Origin of the sequence: Nocardia sp. NPDC047648 (genome assembly GCF_040642815.1) — a bacterium.
In the GTDB taxonomy this organism is placed as follows: domain Bacteria; phylum Actinomycetota; class Actinomycetes; order Mycobacteriales; family Mycobacteriaceae; genus Nocardia; species Nocardia gamkensis.
This window is the reverse complement of the sequence record NZ_JBEYSX010000006.1, coordinates 267,457-289,806: the sequence shown is the minus strand read 5'-3', so window position 1 is coordinate 289,806 and position 22,350 is coordinate 267,457. Positions and strand designations below refer to the sequence as shown.

The 22,350-nt window shown below is 71.1% G+C and carries 15 protein-coding genes; 4 read left to right on the top strand and 11 right to left on the bottom strand.

Going from position 1 to position 22,350, the window contains the following annotated elements; all coding sequences use genetic code 11:
- Positions 1-7 precede the first annotated feature (7 nt).
- The 7 genes from ABZ803_RS15895 to cobC form a co-directional block, all read right to left on the bottom strand.
- A complete protein-coding gene (locus ABZ803_RS15895; RefSeq protein ID WP_357037888.1) occupies positions 8-7,243 on the bottom strand; it encodes an amino acid adenylation domain-containing protein in 7,236 nt (2,411 codons plus the stop codon).
- Positions 7,244-7,422: 179 nt separating this feature from the next.
- Entirely contained in the window at positions 7,423-9,894 is a 2,472-nt protein-coding gene (locus ABZ803_RS15890) for an FAD-dependent monooxygenase (RefSeq protein ID WP_357037885.1), read from the bottom strand.
- A gap of 306 nt (positions 9,895-10,200) precedes the next feature.
- Positions 10,201-11,388, bottom strand: coding sequence for a bifunctional RNase H/acid phosphatase (locus ABZ803_RS15885; RefSeq protein ID WP_357037883.1), 1,188 nt, complete (start codon positions 11,386-11,388; stop codon positions 10,201-10,203).
- A 31-nt stretch (positions 11,389-11,419) separates the two neighbouring features.
- Positions 11,420-12,157: a C4-type zinc ribbon domain-containing protein gene (locus ABZ803_RS15880; protein ID WP_357037879.1), complete on the bottom strand. Its 738-nt coding sequence runs from the start codon at positions 12,155-12,157 to the stop codon at positions 11,420-11,422.
- 72 nt (positions 12,158-12,229) lie between these two features.
- Entirely contained in the window at positions 12,230-12,874 is a 645-nt protein-coding gene (locus ABZ803_RS15875) for a hypothetical protein (protein WP_357037876.1), read from the bottom strand.
- 137 nt (positions 12,875-13,011) lie between these two features.
- Positions 13,012-14,121 (bottom strand): Nif3-like dinuclear metal center hexameric protein, encoded by a 1,110-nt coding sequence (locus ABZ803_RS15870; RefSeq protein WP_357037873.1) that lies wholly within the window; start codon positions 14,119-14,121, stop codon positions 13,012-13,014.
- A 107-nt stretch (positions 14,122-14,228) separates the two neighbouring features.
- Positions 14,229-15,320 carry an Rv2231c family pyridoxal phosphate-dependent protein CobC gene (gene cobC, locus ABZ803_RS15865; protein ID WP_357038139.1) on the bottom strand — a complete coding sequence of 364 codons (1,092 nt, stop codon included), beginning with the start codon at positions 15,318-15,320 and terminating at the stop codon, positions 14,229-14,231.
- Between cobC and ABZ803_RS15860 the strand changes: the two genes are divergently transcribed.
- On the top strand, positions 15,314-15,832 hold the full coding sequence (locus ABZ803_RS15860) for a low molecular weight protein-tyrosine-phosphatase (protein WP_051175021.1): 519 nt from the start codon (positions 15,314-15,316) through the stop codon (positions 15,830-15,832). The two genes, cobC and ABZ803_RS15860, sit on opposite strands and share 7 nt — an antisense overlap.
- On the top strand, positions 15,832-16,725 hold the full coding sequence (locus ABZ803_RS15855) for an SURF1 family protein (protein ID WP_357037869.1): 894 nt from the start codon (positions 15,832-15,834) through the stop codon (positions 16,723-16,725). Before ABZ803_RS15860 ends, ABZ803_RS15855 begins: the two co-directional genes overlap by 1 nt.
- A gap of 57 nt (positions 16,726-16,782) precedes the next feature.
- On the opposite strand, the gene ABZ803_RS15850 is transcribed toward ABZ803_RS15855, so the two are convergent.
- On the bottom strand, positions 16,783-17,181 hold the full coding sequence (locus ABZ803_RS15850) for a VOC family protein (protein WP_357037866.1): 399 nt from the start codon (positions 17,179-17,181) through the stop codon (positions 16,783-16,785).
- Between the two features lie 101 nt (positions 17,182-17,282).
- Positions 17,283-18,200, bottom strand: coding sequence for a cobalamin biosynthesis protein (locus ABZ803_RS15845; RefSeq protein WP_357037863.1), 918 nt, complete (start codon positions 18,198-18,200; stop codon positions 17,283-17,285).
- 148 nt (positions 18,201-18,348) lie between these two features.
- Between ABZ803_RS15845 and sigJ the strand changes: the two genes are divergently transcribed.
- A complete protein-coding gene (sigJ, locus tag ABZ803_RS15840) occupies positions 18,349-19,302 on the top strand; it encodes an RNA polymerase sigma factor SigJ (protein WP_357037860.1) in 954 nt (317 codons plus the stop codon).
- Here the strand turns inward: sigJ and ald are convergent, their stop codons facing one another.
- Together ald and ABZ803_RS15830 are read right to left on the bottom strand one after the other, a co-directional pair.
- The gene (ald, locus tag ABZ803_RS15835) at positions 19,303-20,412 is read right to left on the bottom strand and encodes an alanine dehydrogenase (protein ID WP_357037857.1); all 1,110 of its coding nucleotides are present in this window, start codon (positions 20,410-20,412) and stop codon (positions 19,303-19,305) included. It lies immediately after the preceding gene.
- Positions 20,413-20,541: 129 nt separating this feature from the next.
- Complete coding sequence (locus ABZ803_RS15830) at positions 20,542-21,309, bottom strand: MBL fold metallo-hydrolase (RefSeq protein ID WP_357037854.1); 768 nt, start codon at positions 21,307-21,309, stop codon at positions 20,542-20,544.
- Between the two features lie 71 nt (positions 21,310-21,380).
- Between ABZ803_RS15830 and ABZ803_RS15825 the strand changes: the two genes are divergently transcribed.
- Positions 21,381-22,349: a helix-turn-helix domain-containing protein gene (locus ABZ803_RS15825; protein ID WP_357037851.1), complete on the top strand. Its 969-nt coding sequence runs from the start codon at positions 21,381-21,383 to the stop codon at positions 22,347-22,349.
- Position 22,350: the final 1 nt, after the last annotated feature.

Sequence of the window (22,350 nt, the reverse complement as noted above, 5' to 3'; positions counted from 1 at the left end):
GCGGACCTCAGGCGTCCAGCATGGATTCGTCCCACTCACGGTCCAGATCGGGGTCGGCGGCCGACAGCACCTCGTCCAGCCGCAGGCCGAGCTCGCCGATGTTCGGCTCGGACATCATGTTCAGGTGATCGCCAGGAACGTCGATCACCGTGAACCTGCGCGCCGCGTACTGTTTCCACCCGTTGTCGGCGCTGTCGAACATGCTGCCGACGGTCTTGTGCGCCAGGTCGACGCCCGGCGGCAGTCCCTCGGTCGCGCGCAGCAGCGTGATGTCGCGGTCGTACGGCTCGAGTTTGTAATCCAGCATCGATGAGTAGTTGGCGAAGAACACCTCGTAGAGCCGCCGGATCGCCTGCGGGGAGCTGTCGGCGGGCAGGATGCCCGAGCGCACCGACTCCGCCAGCATCGCCGCGAACAAATCCTCGGAATTGTGCACGTCGGGCTCGAAATCGACCAGCGCCGACTGGCTTCCGCGCGCGTACCACAGCAGTTCGAGAAAGAACCACCGGATGAGTTTCTCCTCCGGGATCGGTGTTCGCGTCCGCGCGCGCAGCGCCATCGTGTCCAGCAGCGTCACACTGGACACCTCGTCCTCGGGGAGCCTGCGGGCCATCTCCAAGGCGACATAGCCGCCGAACGACCAGCCCGCCAAGTGATACGTGCCGGTCGGATGCACTCGCCGCACCGCCTCCAGGTACGACTCCGCCATCGCGGGAATGGACTTCTCCGGCGCGCTGCCCGAATCCGCGCCCGCCGCCTGTAGCCCGTACACCGGGCGGTCCGGATCCAGGTGACGCGCGAGAGCCAGGTAGCACAGCACGTTGCCGCCGATCGGGTGCACCAGGAACAGCGGCGGCTTGAACCCGCCCACGCTGATCGGCACAAGCGGGTCGAACGTGCGCTGCACGTCGCCCGCGCGCACCAGTGTGGCGAGCCCGGCGGCGGTGGGCGCGCCGATGAACGCGTCCAGCGGCACCTCGACGCCCCATCGGCGCGACAGCGCCATCACCACGCGCATCGCCCCGATCGAGGTGCCACCCGCCGCGAAGAAGTCGTCGTCCACGCCGATCGAGCGCAGGCCCGCGTACTCGGCCAGTAGTTCGACCGCCGAGCGCTCGTAGTCGTCGGCGGGCTCGCGCCGCGCCGACACCGACTCCGCGGCGTCCGCACCGTAGGCGCGCAGCGTCGCGTCGTCGCGCTTGCCGCTCGGTGTGCGTGGCAGTTCGTCGAGCCAGGCGAACCGCGAGGGCACCATGTGCGCGGGCAGCATCGAGCGCAGGTCGTGCCGCAGTGCGGCGAGGTCGGTCTGCTCGGCCGCGCCGACCAGGAACGCGATCAGCGAGCCATCGATACCGCCGAAACCGCGGGCCACCACGGCGGCCTCGGCGATGCCGGGGAACTTCTCCACCAGGCTCAGGATGCACAGCTCGACTTCGGCGGGTTCCACCCGGAACCCGCGGATCTTGACCTGGCTGTCGCTGCGGCCCAGGCAGACGATGTCGCCGGAGAACAGCCGGACACCGAGGTCGCCGGTGCGGTACCGGATTCCGCCCGCGTGCGTGGCGACGAACCGCTGTGCGGTGAGCGCGGGCCTGCCCTCGTAGCCGCGGGCGATGCTGCGGCCGCCGAGATAGATCTCGCCGATCACGCCGTCCGGCACCGGCCGCAGCGCGCTGTCGAGCAGTTCCACGGTGTCTCCGTCGACGGCGCGGCCGATGGGCGGCAGCGCGGGGAACTCGTCTGCCGGACCGGTGAGCGTGAACTTGGTCGCGACGTGGGATTCGGTGGGACCGTATTGGTTCTCCAGCACCAGGCCGGGAACCACTTTGCACAGCGCGCGGATCTCGTCGGTGATGCGCAACTGTTCGCCGGAGGAGATCAGCACCTTCAGTTCGGTCGGGAACATCCGGTGCCCCACGGCGGCCTCGGCGAACGCCTGCAAGGCCACGTACGGCAGGAACAGTCGTTCGATGCCCTCCTCCACGACGGTGTTCAGCAATTGCTCGACGTTCGATCGCAGATCGGCCGAACTCACCCGCAGGGTGGACCCGGCCGCGAGGGTGGTGAAGATCTCCTGGAACGACACGTCGAAACTCAACGGCGCCAACTGGAGTGTGCTCAGCAGACCGGTGCCGGTGGCCGCGCGATTCTGCCAGTCCACCAGCGAGGTCAGGCCGCGATGCGGCATCGCGACGCCCTTGGGCTCACCGGTCGACCCGGAGGTGAACAGCACGTAGGCCACCGCGTCGGGCGAAACGTGATCGGGCAGTTCCACTTCCGGCTCGGGCGCGGAGTCGTCGAAGAGCGCGGCGCTGTCCAGGACCAAGGCGGCGTCGTCGACGATGTCGCGGTAGGCGCCGTCGGCGATCACCCGGTGCGGGCGGGCGCGGTCGATCATCAGGTTCAGCCTGGTTCGCGGGTAACTGACGTCCAGCGGGACGCACGCGGCCCCGATCCTGGTCAGGGCGAGCACGAGCAACACCAGTTGCGGACGACGCCCCATCAGGATGCCGACCCGGTCGCCCGGCTCGACGCCGAGTGTGGTCAGGCGCCGGGCCAGCCGATCGGAGCTTTCGATCATCTCGTCATAGCTGACCGATTCGTCGTCGCCGGCCAGAGCGACGCGGGCGGGATGCAACGCCGCCGCCTCGGCCACCAGCGTGCCCACGTCGCGGGCGGTCGCGGGGCCCGCGCCGCGGTCGATCACCGCGTCGGGGTCGGCGACGATGCCCGCCAGCATGCGCAGCTGGGTGAGCGCCACGGTCTCGCACTGTTCGGCGGTCAGCGTGTGATCACCGTCGACCCGCAACCACATCCGGCCGTCGCGCGGGTCGGTCGCCGCGGTCACCAGCAGCTGGAAGTTGGTCTCCTCGCGGGCGTCGAAGTCCAGCAGGCGCACGCCGTCCAGCACCAGCATGGGCTGGAAGACGTGATAGTTGACGAAGTTGAACGCCGTCTCGAAGACCGGCCCGCCGTCGGCGAGGATCGATCGCAGCGGGTAGCGACGGAACGGATAGGCCTCGCGTTCGCGCCGCGCGAGCTGCTCCACCGCGGCGCGCCACGTGGTCGCGGTGCTGTCCAGCCGGATCGGCAGCGTGTTGAGGAACAGCCCCGCCACGCGTTCGGCGCCGGCGCGGTCCGGGCGACCGTGGCTCACCACGCCGGTGGTGACATCCGTGCGGCCGGTGAGCGCCCGCAGCGCCAGGCAGTGCGCGGCCAGATAGACCGCCTTCTCCGGCACCTGGTGGCGCGCGGCGAACGCGGAGACCCGTTCGGCCAGCCTGCGCGGCACCAGCGCCCGTGCTTGCGGCACGCCCGCGACCACGGGCTGGTGCACCCCGAGCGCGGTGAGCGCGGTGGGTTCGGCCCCGGCCAGGGCGGTCGACCAGTACTCGCGGGCCGCGGCGTCGTGCGCCGCGCCCTGCTCGGCCTGCGCGTACTCGGCGAGCACGGTGGCCGGATGGGCAGTGGCCTCCACCTGGGTCCGGGTCATGCCGATGTGGTTGAGGTAGTCCAGCAGTAGTTCCAGCACCGACGTGGCCACACTCCAGCCGTCCAGGATGGCGTGGTGGAAGCTCAGTACCAGGTCCACCGTGCCGACCGGCTCCTGCGGGCCGGGGCGGACGAAGACCCGGATGGCGAACAGCGGAGCGAGCGCGATGTCGTACTGCGCGTGGGCGCGCTCCTGGAGATAGATCTCTATCAGGTCTTCGCCGTCCGCCTCGCCCATGTCGCCGAGGTCGACGATCTCCAGCTCGTAGTGCGGTGCGACGTGCACGATCTGCAGTGGGACCGAATACCTGCTCAGTTCGAACGACGAGCGCAGCGCGGGTTGCCGCCGCACCAGCCGGTCCACCGCCTCCCGGAATCGCGATTCATCCCAGGGAATTTCGAGCCGGTAGCGGAACACGTCCTTGTAGGTGACCGAGTCGGCGCGCTCGATGCTGTGATACAGCATGCCCAGTTGCAGGGCCGTTGCCGGGAACGCGTCCTCGGCCTGGTGCAGCGCGGCGCGGTCGATCAGCGGCACCGTCTGCAAGGGGGCCGCGATGCGCCCGCGCTCGTCGTGGCGGTCGTCGCGCACGACCCTGGCCAACTCGGCGATGGTCGGCGCCTGGTAGAAGGCGTCCACGTCGAAGTAGAGCCCGGCGCGTTCGGCGGCGGTGCGCACGGCCAGCGCGAGGATGGAATCGCCGCCGTGGGTGAAGAAGTTGTCGTGCACGCCGATCGACTCCACGCCCAGCACAGTGCGCCAGACCTGCGCGAGCCTGGTCTCCACCGCGGTGCGCGGCGCGCCGCCTGCCGCCTGCTCGGCGCCGTGGCCGAGGACGAGCTGCTCGGCGAGTGCGCGCCGGTCCAGTTTTCCGTTGCGGGTCAACGGTATCCGCTCCACCCGGATCAACCGGGACGGCACCATGTAGCGGGGCAGCCGGGCCGCGAGTCGCTCGGCGATCTCCTCGCCGGAGACGTCGGCGCCGACGAAATAGCCGACCAGTTGCACGCCGTGCGCCTCCGCGACCTCGTCCACCACGGCCGCCGCGCGCACCCCGGCGCAGCCGAGCATGGCGTTCTGCACCTCGCCGAGGGTGATCCGGTTGCCGCGGATCTTCACCTGGTCGTCGAAGCGGCCCAGGTACTCGAGGTTGCCGTCGGGCAGCCAGCGCGCCAGGTCGCCGGTGCGGTAGCGGCGGCGGCCCGGCACCCCGCGGTCGTCGACGAACGCCGCCGCGGTCAGCTCGGGCCTGCCGCGATAACCGCGTGCCACGCCCACACCCGCGATGTTCAGCTCCCCCGGCACCCCGACGGGCACCCGGCGGCCGATGTGGTCGAGCACGAGCAGGTCGATGTTGGCGATGGGACGGCCGATCGGCACCACGTCCGGCGACTCGTCGGCCGGGCAGTCGAAGTAGGAGACGTCGACGGTGGCCTCGGTCGGGCCGTAGAGATTCACCAGCTGCGGCGCTGTGGCCCCGGCCGCGGCGAAGACCGCGTGGAACCGGCGAACCAGCGCGGGCGGTAACGCCTCGCCGCTGCAGAACACCCGTCGCACGCTGCCGATCCGCCCGACCGTCGCCGGGTCGGCGGCCAGCTCGTCGACGAACGCGGCCAGCATGGAGGGCACGAAATGCAGCACCGTCACGTCGTGCGCCGCGATGGCGTCGGTGATACGGCGCGGATCGCGTTCCCCGCCGGGTTCCAGCAAGGCCACCCGGGCGCCGGTGATCGCCCACCAGAACAGTTCCCAAACCGACACGTCGAAGGTGACCGGCGTCTTCTGGAGGATCACGTCGGCGGCGTGCAGCGGGTAGCGCCGCTGCATCCAGGTCAGGCGGTTGACCACCGACCGATGCTCGATCATCACGCCCTTGGGCACGCCCGTAGAGCCCGACGTGTAGATGAGGTACCCGAGATCGGCCGGGTGCGAGACGCTTTCGACGCCGCGCGCCGGGACGGTGTCGGCCACCGCGATGCTGGTGACGCCCAGCTCGTCGAAGACCGCTCGATGCCGCGGCCCCGCCACCACGAAGCGCGCCCCGCAGTCGGCGAGCACGGTTGCGATGCGGGCGGCCGGGAAGTCCGGGTCGAGCGGCACGTACGCGCAACCGGCCCGCAACACGCCGAAGATCGCGACGAGCATCTCGGTCGAGCGGGGCAGCACGACGGCGACGCACTCGTTGCCGGTCGCGCCCAGCGCATGCAATCCGGCGGCGAATCCATTGGCGAGCGCGGATAATTCGGCGTAGCGCAGCGGCTGTTCCCCCGAGCCCGCTATCGGCTCGATCGCGATCCGCTCGGGATGCCGGGCGGCCACGTCGGCGACCAGCCGGTCGATGGTCGTGTACGGGAACTCCTCGCGCGGGCCCGCTTCGAACGCGGCGACGGCGGCCTGCTCCCGCGCGGGCATCAGCGGCAAGGCCGAAATCGGCACTCCGGGCCGGTCCAGCGCCGCCACCAGCAGCGCGCCGATGCCGCGCACGACCGACTCGAACGGGAAGTTCTCGTCGAAGACGTCCTTGTCGTAGTAGAGCTGGAGGTTCAGCGAGCCGTCGCGGGCGTGCTCGACGCCGAGGATGTTCAGCGCTTCGAGCACCGTGCCGGGATTGACGATGTCGAGGGTGCCGAGGATCTTGTCCAGGTGATCCGACGGCGGCATCTTGATGTAGGAGTACGCCACGTCGAACAGCGGCGGCGCCGTCGGATCGCTGCTGAGCGCACGCGCCAGGTCGCCGTACGGAAAACGCTCGTAGCGCTTGAGTTCCCGGATCTGCGCGGCCACCTCGGTGGCGACCGACGACAGCGGCTGGTCCGGGTCGACCCGGATGCGCAGGGGCACCACGTTCGTCCGGTGCCCGGCGGTGCGGAAGGTCTCGGCGCTGTGCCGGTTGAGCATCGGGACCCCGATCACCACCTCCTCGGAGCGGTGAATGGTGGTCAAGTAGGCGGCCAGTGCCGAAACGGTGAACGCGAAGACGGAGAAGCCGGTGGCCCGAATGCGGTCGAGGAACGCGGGTTCCACCACTACGCGCCGGCGTCCCCGGTTGACGTCGGGGGTGCTCGCACGGCCGGAGAAGAGCGCGGGGACCACGCCCTCGAAGCGGCGCACCAGCGCGTCCCGATCAGCCACCCACTGCGCCGAGGACAGATATTCCTCGTGCTCGGCGGCGATCTTGCGATAGGTGGCGGCGCCGCGATCGGTCTGCTCGGTGACCGGATCCGGCTCGGCGAGCTGTTCGAGCGACAGGTCTTTGCGGCTGTAGTTGTCCACCAGGGCGCTCCACAGCGCGTTCACGCCCCAGCCGTCGATCATGGCGTGGTGCATCGCCACGTAGAGATGGAAATGTTCGGGCCCGTCGACCAGCGCGGCGATCCGGAACGGCTGGCGCGGCGGGGAGGGCGTCACGTTCGCCCGGTTCACCCAGTCGCGCCGCGCCGCGGCGGGATCCGACGCCCAGCTGAGATCGACCAGCTCGACCTCGGGTAGCTCGTCGCAGACCCACTGCCAGAAGCGGCCTTCGGAGAACTCGAACCTCAGGCGCAGCGCGGCGTCACCGAGCAGCGCCCTGCGGACCACCGCGCGCAATCTGGCCATATCGAAAGGCTCGTCCATGAACGCGCAGTAGGCGTTTCGGGTGACCGGCGCCGGGGCATACCGGTAGGAAACCGACAACACATCGCGCTGATAGGCGCTGACCGGCCAGGCTTCGGGGGGTCTTTCGGAAGTAGCACTCGGTTCGAATGGCACAGTCACTCCTATCGCGACAGTCGCGGCACCGGCCGTGCGCAGATCTACCCAAGCCCACCCTGATCACTGTCACGCAAAGCTGCTACCACGCTTATCAAGTTATCGATATCGCGAATCACGGCATCGGCTCTGCCGATGCCGCGACTCTGCTGTTGTTATCGCGGTGTATGCGCGGCCGGTCAGCAGGCCGACAGCAGCGCGCGCACGCTTTCGTCGGCGAGACGGTCGGCCCGCTCGCGTGATACGGCGGGCTCGACGTAGCCGATATTGAGGGACAGCTCGTTGTGCGTCGCGTTGGCGGTGGCCATGATGAAACCGCTGACGGACATGCCGGAGACGAACTGCGCGCCCTCCAGCTGCCAGGAGCCGATCTTGTCCGGGAAGGGGTAGTCGCCCAGGTAGGTCATACAGAGATGACCCGGGCCGCGGGTGTCCATGAGTTTCACTGTGGACGCACTGGCCGACACCGACTTCGGCGCCGCCACCTTCAGCAGGTTCAACGCGGACAGATGGTCGCGCCGATCCATCCGCGCACCGTACTCCCGCTCGATCTCGGCGGCGATCTCCCACAGCGACGCCCACGGCGCGTACTTCGCCGGGGTGGCGATCATGCCCTGATAGGTGCCGACCTCGGTGTCGCCCGCGGCGCCGTCGAGATGGTCGCGGAAGTTGACCGAGCTGCCGACGGTGTACCAGGTGGCCTTCTCGGTGCCCGCCTCCCTGGCCGCCGCGATCAGCAGCGCGGCGGAGAGGGCGGCCTGCAGGCCGACGCCGTGGCGATCACAGCCCGCGGTGAGCGCCTCGAGCCGGTCGGCGTCGAGGCTGCGGTGCACCACCCGGCTGCGCCGCTGCGCGGGCGGCGCCAGCGTGGTGGGCTCCAGCCTGTGCGGCTTGCGCAGCTGCGACTTCTGGTCGCGCAGGAACGAACCCGCGGTGCGCAGCGCACCGCCCGCGCCCTGGAAGCGCGGCGGGAACAGCTCCTCCGGGCCCGGCCGCACCGGGGCGGGCGAGAAGTCGGCCGCTTCCCCGGCGGCGACTTGGAGCACCTGCTTCGCCACCGACAGCGCGCTCTCGCCGTCGGCGATGGCGTAGTGCAGCGTGACGATCAGCTCGTTGGTGCCATCGGTCTCCTTGATCAGCACCGCCCTGGCCAGCGGGCCGGTGCGCCAGTCGAACGGCTCGCGCAGTTCCACCTCGTCGGCCTCGGTCAGCCAGTTCGTGCTGTCCTCGGATTCGATCACACGCAGCGGAATCGGCGCCTGCACCGGCACGAAACGCGGTGCGGTGCCGTCGGGTTCGGCGGCGACGGCGACCCGCAAGAGCGGATGTCGGCGCTGCACCTCGTCCAGGCCCGCGCGGATCTGCTCGACCTCGACGTGCCCCCGGATCCGCACGCGCGACAGGATGTGCAGCGGCGCCAGCTGATCGGCGATCCAGTGCCAGCGCTCGACCGGCGAGAGCGGGCGCGGCAGCCGCGCGGTCGGCCCGTCCGGCGCCGGGAAGGACATCGGCTTGCCGAGTTCGCGCAGGAAGAATTCGGTGGGCGCGTGCCGGAAGTAGGTGTCGCGCACCCGCACCAGGCGCGGGTCGGTGGTCTGCTCGATCTTGGCCAGCGAAGCCGAGCCGTTGACGAACATGGCGGTGCGGTCGGCGCGCAGTTTCTCGTAACGGCGCAGTCCCGCGATCGGATCCAGGGAGTTGCGCAGCACAGCGGCCAGCACCACCGCGTCCTCGATGGCGGCGTTGGCGCCCTGGCCGAGGCTGGGCAGCATCGGGTGCGCCGCGTCGCCGAGCAGCGTCACCCGGCCGCGGCCCCATTGCGCCAGCGGCGGACGGTCCTGCGCGGGCACGGCCAGGATCGCCGCCTCGTCGGTCTGCTCGATGCAGGCGCGCACCTCCGGCGCCCAGTCGGCGTAGAGGCGCAGCAGCTCTTCCTTACCGCCCTGCCAGTTCGCGGCCTCGTCGGCGGGCAACGTCTTGGTGCCCCACCAGTACACCCGGCCGTGGCCGATGTCGTGGATGCCGAAACGCATTCCGGTGCCCCAGAAATGCGCCGAGAGGCCACGGGCGACGTTGGGATGCTCGAAGGGGATGCAGGCCAGCCAGCACACGAAATTGCCGGGGCGCGGCTCGGCGCGGCCGTGCAATTGGGCCCGCACCACCGAGTGGATGCCGTCGGCGCCGACGAGCAGATCGCCCTCGGCGACCCGGCCGTCGGCGAACTCGACGCGCACGTGCTCGCCGTCGTCGACGAAGCGGGTGGCTTGCGCCCCGACGAACGTCGGTGTGTCACCGATCTCGCGCAGCAGCACGTCGTGCAGGTCGGTACGGTGCAGCGCGACGGCGGGAGCGCCGAGCTGGGCGTCGAGTCGGTGCACCGGAAGCACCCGGATCGGGCTGCCGTCGGGGTTGCAGAAGCGGAAGGTCTCCACCCGGCCGCCGCGTTCGAGCAGTTGCTCGTCGAGCCCGAGGCCCAGGGTGCGCAGTGCGTTGATTCCGTTGGCCTGCACGGAAAGTCCGAAGCCCTGAGCGCGCAGCTCGGGACCCGCTTCATATAGTTCGACGCCGAAACCCGCCTGCCGCAGAGCAGCCGCGGTGGTGAGTCCTCCGATCCCCGCCCCGAGAACGACAACCTTGATCGGACTGCTCATCGAACCTGCACTCTCATCGAACCACTCGACGGCACAGGGACTTCCTACCGAGACGCGGCGCGAGCGACACTGCCCGCGCGAACCGTCCCACCGAGCAGCACTGATCGAGGCCACTGCGGCGACCCCGACCAGGCAGCTGGACGCCTGTGCCTGACCGACCGGAAGCCTACCGCTACTCGCCGCGCAAGGCAGAGTTGAAGTGAGATTCACCGCATCGCGCGATTGTGAAACGCAAATGTGTTGCAATGGGGCATAATTCGCCCTCCGCGCACCACATTCGCCCTCGATTCGGGCGCGGCGGCGGCCTCAGAGGTAGGACGTATCGTTCACCAGACGCACCGAAGACCCGCCGTCGAGATAGAACTCCGCTATCGATAGCGACGCCAGATCCAGATGCAACCGGTACAGCAACGCGGGGCCGACATCGAGGGCCAGCCGAAGCAACGTCTTGATCGGGGTCACGTGGCTGACCACAACCACATTCGCGCCGGGGTAGCGTCCGAGCAGATCGCGCAGCGCGGCCTCCACCCGCCGCAAGACCTCCTCGAAGCTCTCCCCGCCGGGCGCCGCGACGGCGGGATCGCCGATCCAGCGGGCGTGCAGGCCGGGATCGCGCTGCGCGGCCTCCGCGAAGGTCAGCCCCTCCCACTCGCCGAAGTCGGTCTCGATCAACCCGTCGTGGACCTCCACCGGGACGCCGAGCGCGGCGGCGGCCGCCTCCGCGGTCTCCCTGGCCCGGCCGAGCGGAGAACTGATCACCGCGGCGATACCGCCTTTGGCGGCGAGCATTTTCGCGGCCCGCGCGGCCTGCTCCCGACCCAAGGCGGTGAGCGGCGGATTGCCGCGCCCGGAATACCGGCGCTGCACCGACAACTCGGTTTGACCGTGGCGAAGTAGCAGCAACCGGGTGGGACGACCGGTGGCACCCGTCCACCCCGGCCCGTGCTGCGCGGATTCGGACTGCTCGGCGTTCGCGTCCCTGGCTTCATCGATCCAGCTCGGCAGATCGCGCTCGGTGACCGCGAGGGCCGGGTCCGCGGCCTCCCGCGCGTCCGCGGCCTGCGCGGTGGCCTCCGCGAGGCCGGTGCCCTCGTCCATGGCCTCGTTCGCCAGCCGGTCGGCGTGCGAGTTCTGCGCGCGCGGAATCCAGCTGTAGGTCACCCGGCCCAATCCGGCGGCGATCCGGCGGGCTCGATCGGCGAGCGGGATCAAGGCCGCGTGCTTGATCTTCCAGCGACCGGACATCTGCTCGACGACCAGCTTGGAATCCATGCGCACCAGCACCGACTCGGCGCCCAGTTCCGCGGCCGCCTCCAATCCGGCGATCAATCCGCGATATTCGGCGACGTTGTTGGTGGCGATGCCGAGGAATTCCCGGCGCTCGGCGAGCACCCGGACGCGGCCGGCGTCGTAGACCACCGCACCGTATCCGGCCGGACCGGGATTGCCCCGCGATCCGCCGTCGGCTTCGACGATCACCTCGGGCAAGCTCATCGCTGTGCCCCGACAACCGGTCGCGGCGAGCTCACAGCCCCGATTCCTTGGTCCGGACCAGGATCGCACCGCACTCCGGGCAGCGCACGACCACGTCGGGTGCGGTCTTGGCGATCCGCGCGATCTCGCCGCGATCGAGTTCGATGCGGCACGCGCCGCAGCGGCGAGCCTGCAGCAGCGCGGCGCCAGCACCGTGCTGTTCGCGCTGCCGGTCGTAGATAGCGAGCAGTTCGCCGGGCAGCTTCGCCACCGAGCCCCCGCGGTCGGTCTCGCAGCGCGTCTGCGCCACGTCCAGATCCGCGAGCGCCTCGTCGCGCTGACGCAGTGCGACGGCGAGTTCCTCCTCGGTCTTGCTCAACCGCGCGCCCGCGTGCTCGTAGTCGGCGGCGGAGGCTTCGCGCCGCTCCATCACCTCGAGCAGTTCGTCCTCCAGCACCGAGCGGCGCCGCTCCAGGCTGCCCAGCTCGTGCTGGATCTCCGAAAGCTGTTTGGCGTTCACCGTTCCCGCGGCGAGCATGGCCTTGTCGCGCTCCTCGCGCTTGCGCACCGCGTCGACCTCGCCCTCCAGCTTGCGGATGTCGCGGTCGAGATCGTCCAGCGCGATCTGCACGGCCACCGCGGCGTCGGAGTGCGCGTTGCGCTCGGCTTCCAGCCGCGCCACCTCCTGCTGCTCGGGCAGCACGGTGCGGCGATGCGCGATCCGGGTCAGCTCGGCGTCGACGGCGGCGAGCCGGAGCAACTCGGCCTGGAGCGGGGGTTCGACATTCAACGCGGGCAAACTCCTGGACGGGGTGGACGGGACTGGTGTTCAACCGTACCCCGCCGGACCGGCGGACCCGCGTCAGCCGCCGACGGTGCGGGTTTTGATGGCGTCGCGGGAGATGTAGACGTCGTACTCGCCGGGTACCGCGATCACCGCGTTGCCGTAGGCCGAGCGCACGAACGGCTGGGTCCACCAGCGGCCCTCGCGCATGTCGGCGAAGAAGTCCTTGTCGCCGTCGTTCAGGAAGATCTGGTTCTGCTGGGTCGCGACGCCGTCGAGGCGCTGTCCGTACAGGCGGCTGATCCGGTAGCCGGAGTGGAAGCCCAGGGCGTTGACCCACGGCTCCAGCTCGACGATGCCCGCTTGCAGCACCCACATGTCGCCCTCGACGCGGTAGGTCTCGCGCTGTTCGGGGTGGTCGTCGTCGCCGTACAGGATGAGATCGACGTCGAGCTGGTGTTCCTGCCCCGCCACCGGCTTGGCCACCACGTGGGCCGCCTTGATCTCCCCGGTCAGGCCGAGGTACGTCTGCAGCAGGGTCGCGATCCACAGCAGCACCGCCGCGACCAGCAGCAGCGCGAGCCCGCCGGTCCCGCGCGCGAGCAGCGGCCGCATCCCGACCCGGCGTGCGGCGATCAGGCCGGAGACGATCAGCGCCACACCGGCGACCAGCAGCAGGATCAGCCCGATCTGCACGAGCCCGAAATCAACCGGGAAGTTCATGCGGTAGTTGTACCCCGCACGAACTACTCGATTCACCCGAACCGCCCAACCTTTTCCGGCACGGCGCGGATACGCCCCGACACGCCGGTTGCCGGTTCGTCGCCGCGACAACGGCTTCGGACGCGCAGGTGCGGCGCTCAGCCCGGCGCGCGCACCGTCCACGGGTCGGTGCGCAGCGTGGACACCCTGGTCTCCAGGCCGGGCAGGGCGGTTCGCACCACCGTCTCGGCCTGCGCGCACCAAGGGAATTCGGTCGCCCAGTGCGCGGCGTCGACCACGGCGGGACCGCCCTTGCGCAGGTGCTCGTCGACCGGATGGTGGCGCAGGTCGGAGGTGAGGTAGACGTCGACGCCGAGCCCCGCGGCCCTGCCCAGGTAGGAGTCACCCGCTCCCCCGCACACCGCCACGGTGTAGACGGTGCGGTCGGGATCACCCGCGGCGCGAACACCCCACGCGGTGGGCGGGAGAGCGCGGCCTACGCGTTCGGTGAAGGCGCGCAACGATTCCGGTTCCGGCAGGGTGCCGACGCGGCCGATGCCGAGCGACGACGGCAGCTGGGCGCGTTCACTGATGTGATAGGCCGGGTCCGCGCTCGGATGGGCGGCGCGCAGCGCGGCGAGCACGGCCGAACGCGCCGCGGGCGATGCGGTCACCTCCACCCGGTCCTCCTCGACGTGTCGGAGTTCGGTCAGGGAGCCCTGCTCCGGAGTCGGCCGGAACTGCCCTGTCGCGGGCACCCGCAGCGCACAGTCGCAAGCGTGTTCCCGCCTACCCGCTCCGGCGGCGAAAAGCGCGGCGAGCACCGCGTCGGTGTGCGCGCGTGGCACCTGTATCACCCAGTGGTCCACGGCGGATTCGGGTTTCGCCTCCAGCGGGCCGGTCACCGTGAGGCCGAGCGCCGCGGCGAGCGCGTCGGACACGCCGGGGTCGGCGGAGTCGGCGTTGGTGTGCGCGGTGAACAGCGCGCAACCGGAGCGGATCAGCCGGTGCAGCAGCGCGCCTTTCGGCGTGCTCGCCGCGACGGTGTCGACGCCGCGCAGCAGCAGCGGATGGTGCACCACCAGGGCCTGCGCGCGCCAGTCGATCGCCTCGTCGACGACCGCCGCGGTGGCGTCGACCGCGAACAGCACCCGGGTCAGTTCCTCGGCCGGGTCACCGCAGACCAGGCCGACCGAGTCCCACGGCTCGGCCAGCGCCGGCGGGTACGCCGCGTCGAGCACCCCGATGAGATCCGCGAGCGTGGTCATCGTCCACCTTCCTTCGCTTCCGTCCTGCACTGCTTCACTGGGTTCTTTCCACGCGGGCCGGGCGCCGCTGTCCGGCTCCCTCGCACTGCGCGGCCTGAGCCGTGGGCTCACCCGGCATCCGCCGACCGGATCGCCGCGACCAGCCGATCGACCTCCGCCGCACCGCGAACCGCGACGCGCAGATGATCGGGGCCGAGGCCGGGAAAGGTATCCGCGCGCCGGACCGCGATCCCTTCTTCCGCCAAGTGTTTGCGCAGCAATTCACCGTCCCGGACACGCAGTAACAGGAACGGGCCCTCGGCCGGAGTGTGGACGGCGATGCCGAGACCGCCCAGACGCTCGATCATCGCCGCACGGTGCACGGCCAGCGCACGCGCGCAGCGCTCGGACTCGGCCACGGCGGACGGGCTCGCGGTGGCGGTGATCGCCTCCAGTTGCAGAGTGCCCAGCGGCCAGTGCGCCCGCCCGTGGTCGAGGCGCGCGAGCACTTCCGGTGCGCCGAGGAAATAGCCGCAGCGCAGCCCCGCCAGCGCCCACGTCTTGGTGAGGCTGCGCAGCACGAGCAGGTCGGGCGCGCAGTCGGCTGCGAGGGATTCCGGCTCGCCCGCCACCGCGTCGGCGAAGGCTTCGTCGACCACGATGACGCGTCCCGGCCTGCGCAGGGCGCGGATGGTGGCGGCGGGGTGCAGCACCGAGGTCGGGTTGGTCGGATTGCCGAGCACCACCAGGTCGGCCTCGGCGGGCACGGCGGCGGGATCCAGCCGGTAAGGGGCTTCCAGTACCACCCTGGTGACCGGGACGCCCGCCTCCCGCAACGCGAGTTCCGGCTCGGTGAACGACGGGTGCAGCACCGCGGCCGAACGCGGCGCCAGGCGGGGCAGCAGCGCGAACCCTTCCGCCGCGCCTGCCAGCAGCAATACCTCGCCGGGACCGCGGCCGTGCCGGGCCGCGACCGCGCGACGGGCGGCGTCGGCGTCCTCGGCGCTCGGATAGCGGCCCAGATCGGACAACCGCTCGGCCAGACGACGCCGCAGCCACTCCGGGGGCGCGAGCCCTTGGACGTTGACCGCGAAATCGAGCATGCCCGCACGCGCGTCCACGTCGCCGTGGTGACGCAGTTTCGCGCGATCGACGGTGTCCTCGGCCACGAGAGCACACCCTACGTGGCGGTCCCGGAGCGGAACCGGCCAGAATGGCAGGCGTGGGTCAGCTGCACGTCTCGTTCGTCTGTACCGGCAACATCTGCCGCTCTCCAATGGCGGAGAAGATCTTCGCCTCGCACCTGTACCGGGCCGGGTTGGCCAACCGGGTCCGGGTGAGCAGCGCGGGCACCGGTTCCTGGCACGTGGGCGCCGACGCGGACCCCCGCACCAGCGCCACCCTGCGCAAATACGGATACCCGACCGGGCACGTCGCCGCCGTGTTCGGCGCCGAGCACAGTGACGCCGACCTGGTGGTCGCCCTGGACCGCTCCCATCAGCGTGACCTGGTCCGCCTCGGCATCCCGGCCGAGCGGCTGCGGTTGCTGCGCGCCTTCGACCCCGACGCCGACGATCACGACGTGGCCGACCCCTACTACGGCGACGCGGCGGACTTCGAACTCGTGCGCGCCCAGATCGAGGCCGCCGTCCCCGGCCTGCTCGACTGGGTGCGCGCCGAACTGGCCGCCGAACCGCCCGACCTGCGACCCGTTCCGGACGAGCGACGCTGATGCGCAGACTCGCGTTCCTGTTGCGCCCCAGCTGGATGATCCTGGCCGTGCTGGTCGCCGCGTTCGCCTATCTGTGCTTCACCGTGCTCGCGCCGTGGCAACTCGGCAAGAACACGGCCACTTCGCACCGCAACCAGCTGATCGCCGACTCGGTGCGAGCCGATCCCGTCGACGTCACCACCGTGCTCTCCGACACCGGGAACAGCGCGCACACCGAATGGCGGCGGGTCACCGCCACCGGCAGTTACGTGCCCGACTCGACGGTGCTGGTGCGGCTGCGCCACCTCGACGGCGCTCCGGGATACGCGGTGCTCGCGACGTTCCGTCTGGCCGACGGCCCCCTGCTGCTCGTCGACCGCGGGCTGGTTTCCGCCGTCGACGGGACGCGCCCGCCGCAGATCCCCGCGCCGCCCGCCGGGCCGCAGCGCATCGAGGCCAGGGTCCGGATGTCCGAGGGCGTCACGCCGGGTAAGGATCCGAGCGTCCAGGACGGCTATCGCCAGGTGTACTCCATCGACACCACGCAGGAATCGACGGTCCTCCAGCAGTCCCTCACCCCCGTGCCCGCCGGCGGCGAACGCGGCGGTTACCTCCAGCTGGGCGAGAACCAGCCGGGCGCGTTCACCCCCACCCCGCTTCCCCAACTCGACGCGGGCCCGTATCTGTCCTACGGCCTGCAATGGCTGGCCTTCGGCATCATGGCTCCCCTCGGCCTCGGCTACTTCGTCTACGCCGAGATCCGGGAGAGAAGGAAAGAGAAGGCCTCCGCCGAGCCACCCCGCTCGCCGTCGCCCACCGAGCCGGCCCGGTCCGGGTCGATTCCCTCGCCGGCTCCGGCCGCGCCGACTACGCAAGCCCGCCTGGCCGACCGCTACGGCCGCGGCCGCGGTTGATCCCGGCGCAGCGGCCATTCGGCACTGCGCCGCGGCTCGATGCCGTCGGAGTTCGCGTCAGGGCTGATGTGGCCCGAGCAGATCCCATCGGTTCCCCGCGATGTCCAGGAAGACCGCGACCCGCCCATACGGCTCGACGCGCGGCGCGCGTACGAACTCGACACCGCGGGAAACCATCCGGTCGTACGCCGACTGGAAGTCCCCCACCTGCAAGAAGAACCCGACCCGCCCCGCGACCTGCTGCCCGATCACCGCGGCTTGCGCCCTGCCGTCGGCTCGGGCGAGCAGAATGCCCGTCTCGGCACCGGGCGGCCGCACAACCACCCAGCGTTTCGGGCGGCCGTCGTTCGTGAGCGCCGCCGAGTCCTCGACGAGCTCGAATCCCAGGGTGTCGACGAAGAATTCGATCGCGGGGTCGTACTCCGCCACGATGATGGTGATGAGTCCGATCCGCACCGTGAAACCCTATCCGTCGACCGCCCTGAAGACGTCGCCGTCCTCGCGAGTTCGGCTCGCGGATGCTCGCGCCCCGACGGCGGCGCCCCGCGGCGAATCACTCAGCGCCTGGTCGCGGCGACGGCGGCGGCGAGCAGAGTGGCGGTGAGTTGCACGGCCTCGGAAAGGCGAACGGCGCGGCGCAGGTCGTGCACGGTTGGAGCCGGGCCGTCTCCGAGCAGCGGGCGCAGCTCCACACCGTGCGGGTACTCGGTGCGGCCGCCCAGCCGGACGCCGAGCGCCCCGGCCATCGACGCTTCCACGACTCCCGCGTTGGGGCTGGGATGGCCGGCCGCGTCACGCCGCCATGCGGCCAACACGGCAGCGGGCCGCCCGCCGATCAAGGGGGCGAGCGCGGCGGTGAGCACACCGGTGACCCGCGCCGGGATCAGATTGGCCGCGTCGTCGACGCGCGCGGCCGCCCAGCCGAAGCGCCGGTAGCGCTGATTGCGGTAGCCGATCATCGCGTCGAGCGTGTTGATCGCGCGATACCCGAGCAGACCCGGGACGCCCGCGACCGCGCCCCAGACCACCGGGGCCACGGCCGCGTCGGAGGTGTTCTCGGCGATGGACTCCAGGGCCGCGCGGGCGAGCCCGTCCGCGTCGAGCGCCTGCGGATCGCGGCCGCACAGCGAGGGCAGCAGCGCGCGAGCCCCCTCGAGGTCGCCACCCTCCAGTCGATCGGCCATCGCGTGGCCGGCCCGAGCCAGGCTGCGTCCGCCCAGGACGGTCCAGGTCGCGACCGCGGTCGACGCCACCCCGCCGCGCCGCACGGCCACGCCGAGCCCGACCACCGTGCCGACGGCCAGCGCCTCGTGCACCAGCCCCGCCGCGCGCCGGTCGGCATAGGTCACCGATTCCAGAGCCGCCACCGCCGAGCCGAATCCGGCCACCGGATGCCACCGCCGCGGATCGCCGAACACCCGGTCGAGCGCGAATCCGAGCAGCAACCCGATCGCGGTGGAGGTCCCCTTCTGCATTCGGTGAGGCTATCGGTCGGGTGACCGGCCCCGCGCAGACGGCTCGCCGCTCGAAGCCATGTCACACTCCCTTCCCCTGCGTCGTCGATCCGGTGACGCACCATAGACTCGCCCCGGCAGGGGCCGAACGACGAACAGGCGACCAGAAGTGACTTCCGAACAGCGTGAGCCCCTCGACCAAGCCGAGCTGGCCCGGCAGTTCGAGGAGCACCGCGGGTATCTGCGCAGGCTCGCCTACAGCACGCTGGGCAGTCTCAGCGACGCCGACGACGTCGTGCAGGAGGCGTGGCTGCGGTTGCAGCGCCAGTACGAGGCGGGCGCCGCGGGCGAGATCGACAACCTGCGCGCGTGGCTTTCCACCGTGACCGGCCGGCTCGCCCTCGACCACCTCGGCTCCGCCCGTGTGCGCCGCGAACAGTACGTCGGCGAATGGCTGCCGGAGCCGGAGGTGACCAGCTGGGAGGATCCGGCCGACCGGATCACCCAGGACGAGCGGGTCACCACCGCGCTGCTGGTCGTGCTCGAGTCCCTGTCGCCCGCCGAGCGCACCGCGTTCGTGCTCCAGGACGTGTTCGGCATGAGCGGCCCGGAGGTCGCCGAGGTGGTCGGCCGCACCCCGGCCGCCGTCCGTCAGCTCGCCTCCCGTGCTCGCAAGCACGTCGAGCAGGGCACTCCGCGCTTCCCGGCCTCTCCGGACGAGCAGCAGAAGGTGGTGTCGGCCTTCGCCCTGGCCTGGCGGTCCGGCGATCTGAGCGCTCTGCTCGGTGTGCTCGACGCGAACGTCAGCCTCACCGCCGACGGCGGCGGCAAGGTGCCCGCGATCCGGCAGCCCGTGCACGGCGCCGAGATCGTGGCCAAGCTGCTGCTCGGCTGGTACCACGCGCCCTCCGCGGCGGGGGCATGGGGCCGCGCGGTGCTGGTCAACGGCCGGCCCGGGCTGGTGGTCTTCGACGGCACCCACACGGGCGTCTTCGCCTTCACCGTCGACGACGGTCGCATCGTGTCGATCGACGTGGTCCGCAACCCGGACAAGCTGCGTGACCTGCCCACCAGCGGCGAGCCGGACTGGTACCTGGGCGAGGGCCTCGCCGGGCAGGAGTAGTCAGCCCGCGACGCCGAGCGGCCGCGAATACCCGTGCGCGGCGGCGACTTCCGCCGACAGAAGCCGCCCGGCGTCCGCGGTGAGCCCGTAGGCCAGATCGGGGTGCGTGGCGCATGCCTCCTGCCAGCCGAGGCCGGCGATCGCCCGTACGTAGGGCAGGGTCGCGTTGGTGAGCGCGATCGTCGAGGTGTGCGGCACCGCGCCCGGCATGTTGGCGACGCAGTAGAACAGCGAATCCGCCACCCGGAAGGTGGGAGCCGCGTGCGTCGTCGGGTGCGCGGAGGCGAAGCAGCCACCCTGGTCGATCGAGATGTCCACCAGCACCGCGCCGGGGCGCATCCCGGCGACGAGGTCGTCGGAGACGAGTTCCGGCGCACGCGCGCCGGGGACCAGCACCGCGCCGATCACCAGGTCGGCCGACAGCACCGCCCGCCGGATCTCCGTGGCATTCGACGCGACGGTGGTGATCCGCCCGTCGAAGCGGGCGTCGAGCTCGCGCAACCGGTTCAGGTTGGTATCCAGCACGCTGACGCGCGCGCCCATGCCCATGGCGACCGCGGCCGCGTTCGATCCCGCGACGCCGCCGCCGAGCACGACGACTTCCGCGGGACGCACGCCGGGGACGCCGCCGGGCAGCAGCCCCGCCCCGCCGAGCGGGGCCATCAGGTGATATGCGCCCACCTGGGCGCCGAGCTTGCCCGCGATCTCGCTCATCGGAGCCAGCAGCGGCAGCGAGCCGTCGGCGGCGCGGACCATCTCGTAGGCGATCGCGGTGATGCCCGAGCGCAGCACGGCGTCGGTGCACTCGCGCGACGCGGCCAGGTGCAGGAAGGTGAACAGCACCTGCCCGCGGCGCATCCGCGGATACTCCGGCGCGATCGGCTCCTTCACCTTCAGCACCAGCTCGGCTTCCCGCCACACCTGGTCGGCGTCCGGGACAAGGCGGGCCCCCGCCGCGGCGTATCCGGCATCGGGAAAGCCCGATCCGACGCCCGCGCCCGCCTGCACCAGCACCTCGTGTCCGTGCCCGGTCAGTTCCCCGGCGCCCGCCGGCGTCAGGGCCACCCGGAACTCTTGCTCCTTGACCTCCCGTGGTACTCCGATCCTCATACCGTCATCGTCGCCCCGTCACCGGGCCCGCGCCACGACCGACGCGCCGAACGCGCACGGCGACCACCCGCGCCCGCGCCATGAGCGAGTTTCTCGGCACGTTGCCCAGCTGAGCGCGGGCGGCACTGCTCACACGACCGCGGCGCGGCCCAGCGGCGGTATCCGCAACTGCTCGGCGCGGCCGCCGTAACGGAAGACGTGGCCCAGGTAGTCGAGGTTCTCGCTGAAGTGCGCCCAGCCTTCGGCATGTACCGGCACGATCACCGCGTCGCCGAGTACCTCGGCCGCCCGCAGCGCGGTGCGCGCGTTCAAGGTGACGTCGGCGTCGCCGAAACGGCCGATGTTGGCCGCGCCGATGTTGAGCACGGCGATGTCGATACGGCCGATCCGCTCGACGATCTCGCGCACCACGTCGACGGAGGCGTTGTCACCCGAGACATATACCGTCGGCTCGCCCTCGGCGCGCAGCACGAAGCCGGTGACGATCCCGCTGAACGGCTCGCATCCCTCCGGACCGTGCAGGGCGGGCACGCCGGTCACCCGGACGCCGTGCACCGTGACGGTCTCCCAGTTCTCCAGCCCGCGCACGCCATCGATCCGGGTCGCGGCGCCGGGCGTGGACAGCACGGTCGGCACCGTGGTCAGCAGTTTCCGGCCGGAGTCGTCCAGGTTGTCGGCGTGTTCGTCGTGCGAGAGCAGCACCACGTCCACGGGACCCACCTCCTCGGCCGACACCGCGGGGCCGGTGAGTTTGTGCAGTGTGACGGCGCCCGGGTAGTCGCCCGGCTCGTCGAAGGTGGGGTCGGTCAGCCAGGTGCGGCCCGCGTAGCGGAACCGCAGTGTCGGACCGCCGATGTGCAGGACTTCCAGGCCGGTGCGTTCGATCGTGTCGCTCATGCCGTTGATCTTGTCCTGTCCGCGTACCGATAACCAGTGGCCCGTGAGCCGCTTACCGTTAAGATCGGGCCATGCATACGGTGGCCGTCTTGGCGTTCGACGGAATCAGCCCGTTTCACCTGTCGGTGCCCAGCCTCGTCTTCGGCCGGGTCGGCATCGAAGGACCCCCGCCCTATCGGGTGGACGTGTGCGCCGAGCAGCCCGGGAGCCTGGCAACCCCGGCCGGATTCGACATCCGGGTCAAGCACGGCCTCGACACGCTGAGGCGCGCCGACACCGTCGTGATCCCGAGCTGGCGAGCAGGCGAACCGCTGTCCGGCGAACTGAGCGCCGCCCTGCGCGCCGCTCACGCGGGCGGCGCCAGGATCGTCGGGTTGTGCCTCGGCTCATGGGCGGTGGCCGCCAGCGGACTGGCCGACGGTCGGGAAGTGACCACGCACTGGGCCTCTGCCGCAGAACTGGCCCGCGCGTTTCCGGCCGTCCGGGTCCGCGCCGACACGCTGTGGTCGGATCTGGGCGACGTCGTCACCTCGGCGGGCGTGGCCGCGGCGCTGGACTGCTGCCTGCACCTGGTGCGCGGTGATCTCGGCAGCAAAGCGGCCACCGAACTGGCCAGAGCGCTGGTCACCGCTCCGCATCGCAGCGGCTCCCAGGCGCAGTACATCCCGGTCGCGGTCCCCGACGCCGCCGACGACGATCCGATCGAGCGCGCCATGGTCTGGGCGCGAGCCCATCTCGGCGACCCGGTCGACCTGGACAGCTGGGCCCGCGTCGCGCTCATGTCGCGGCGCACCTTCACCCGCCGCTTCCGCGACCGCACCGGCACCAGCCCGCAGCAGTGGCTGCTGCTCCAGCGCACCGACCGGGCCCGACTACTACTCGAGTCCACCACCGACACCGTGGAACGCATCGCCGTCGACACCGGCTTCGGCACGGCGGTGAGCCTGCGCCACCACTTCCACCGCATCCTCGGCACCAGCCCCGCCGCCCACCGCACCAGCTTCCAAGGGCAGAACCGAGCGGTTGCACTAGATTCGTGAC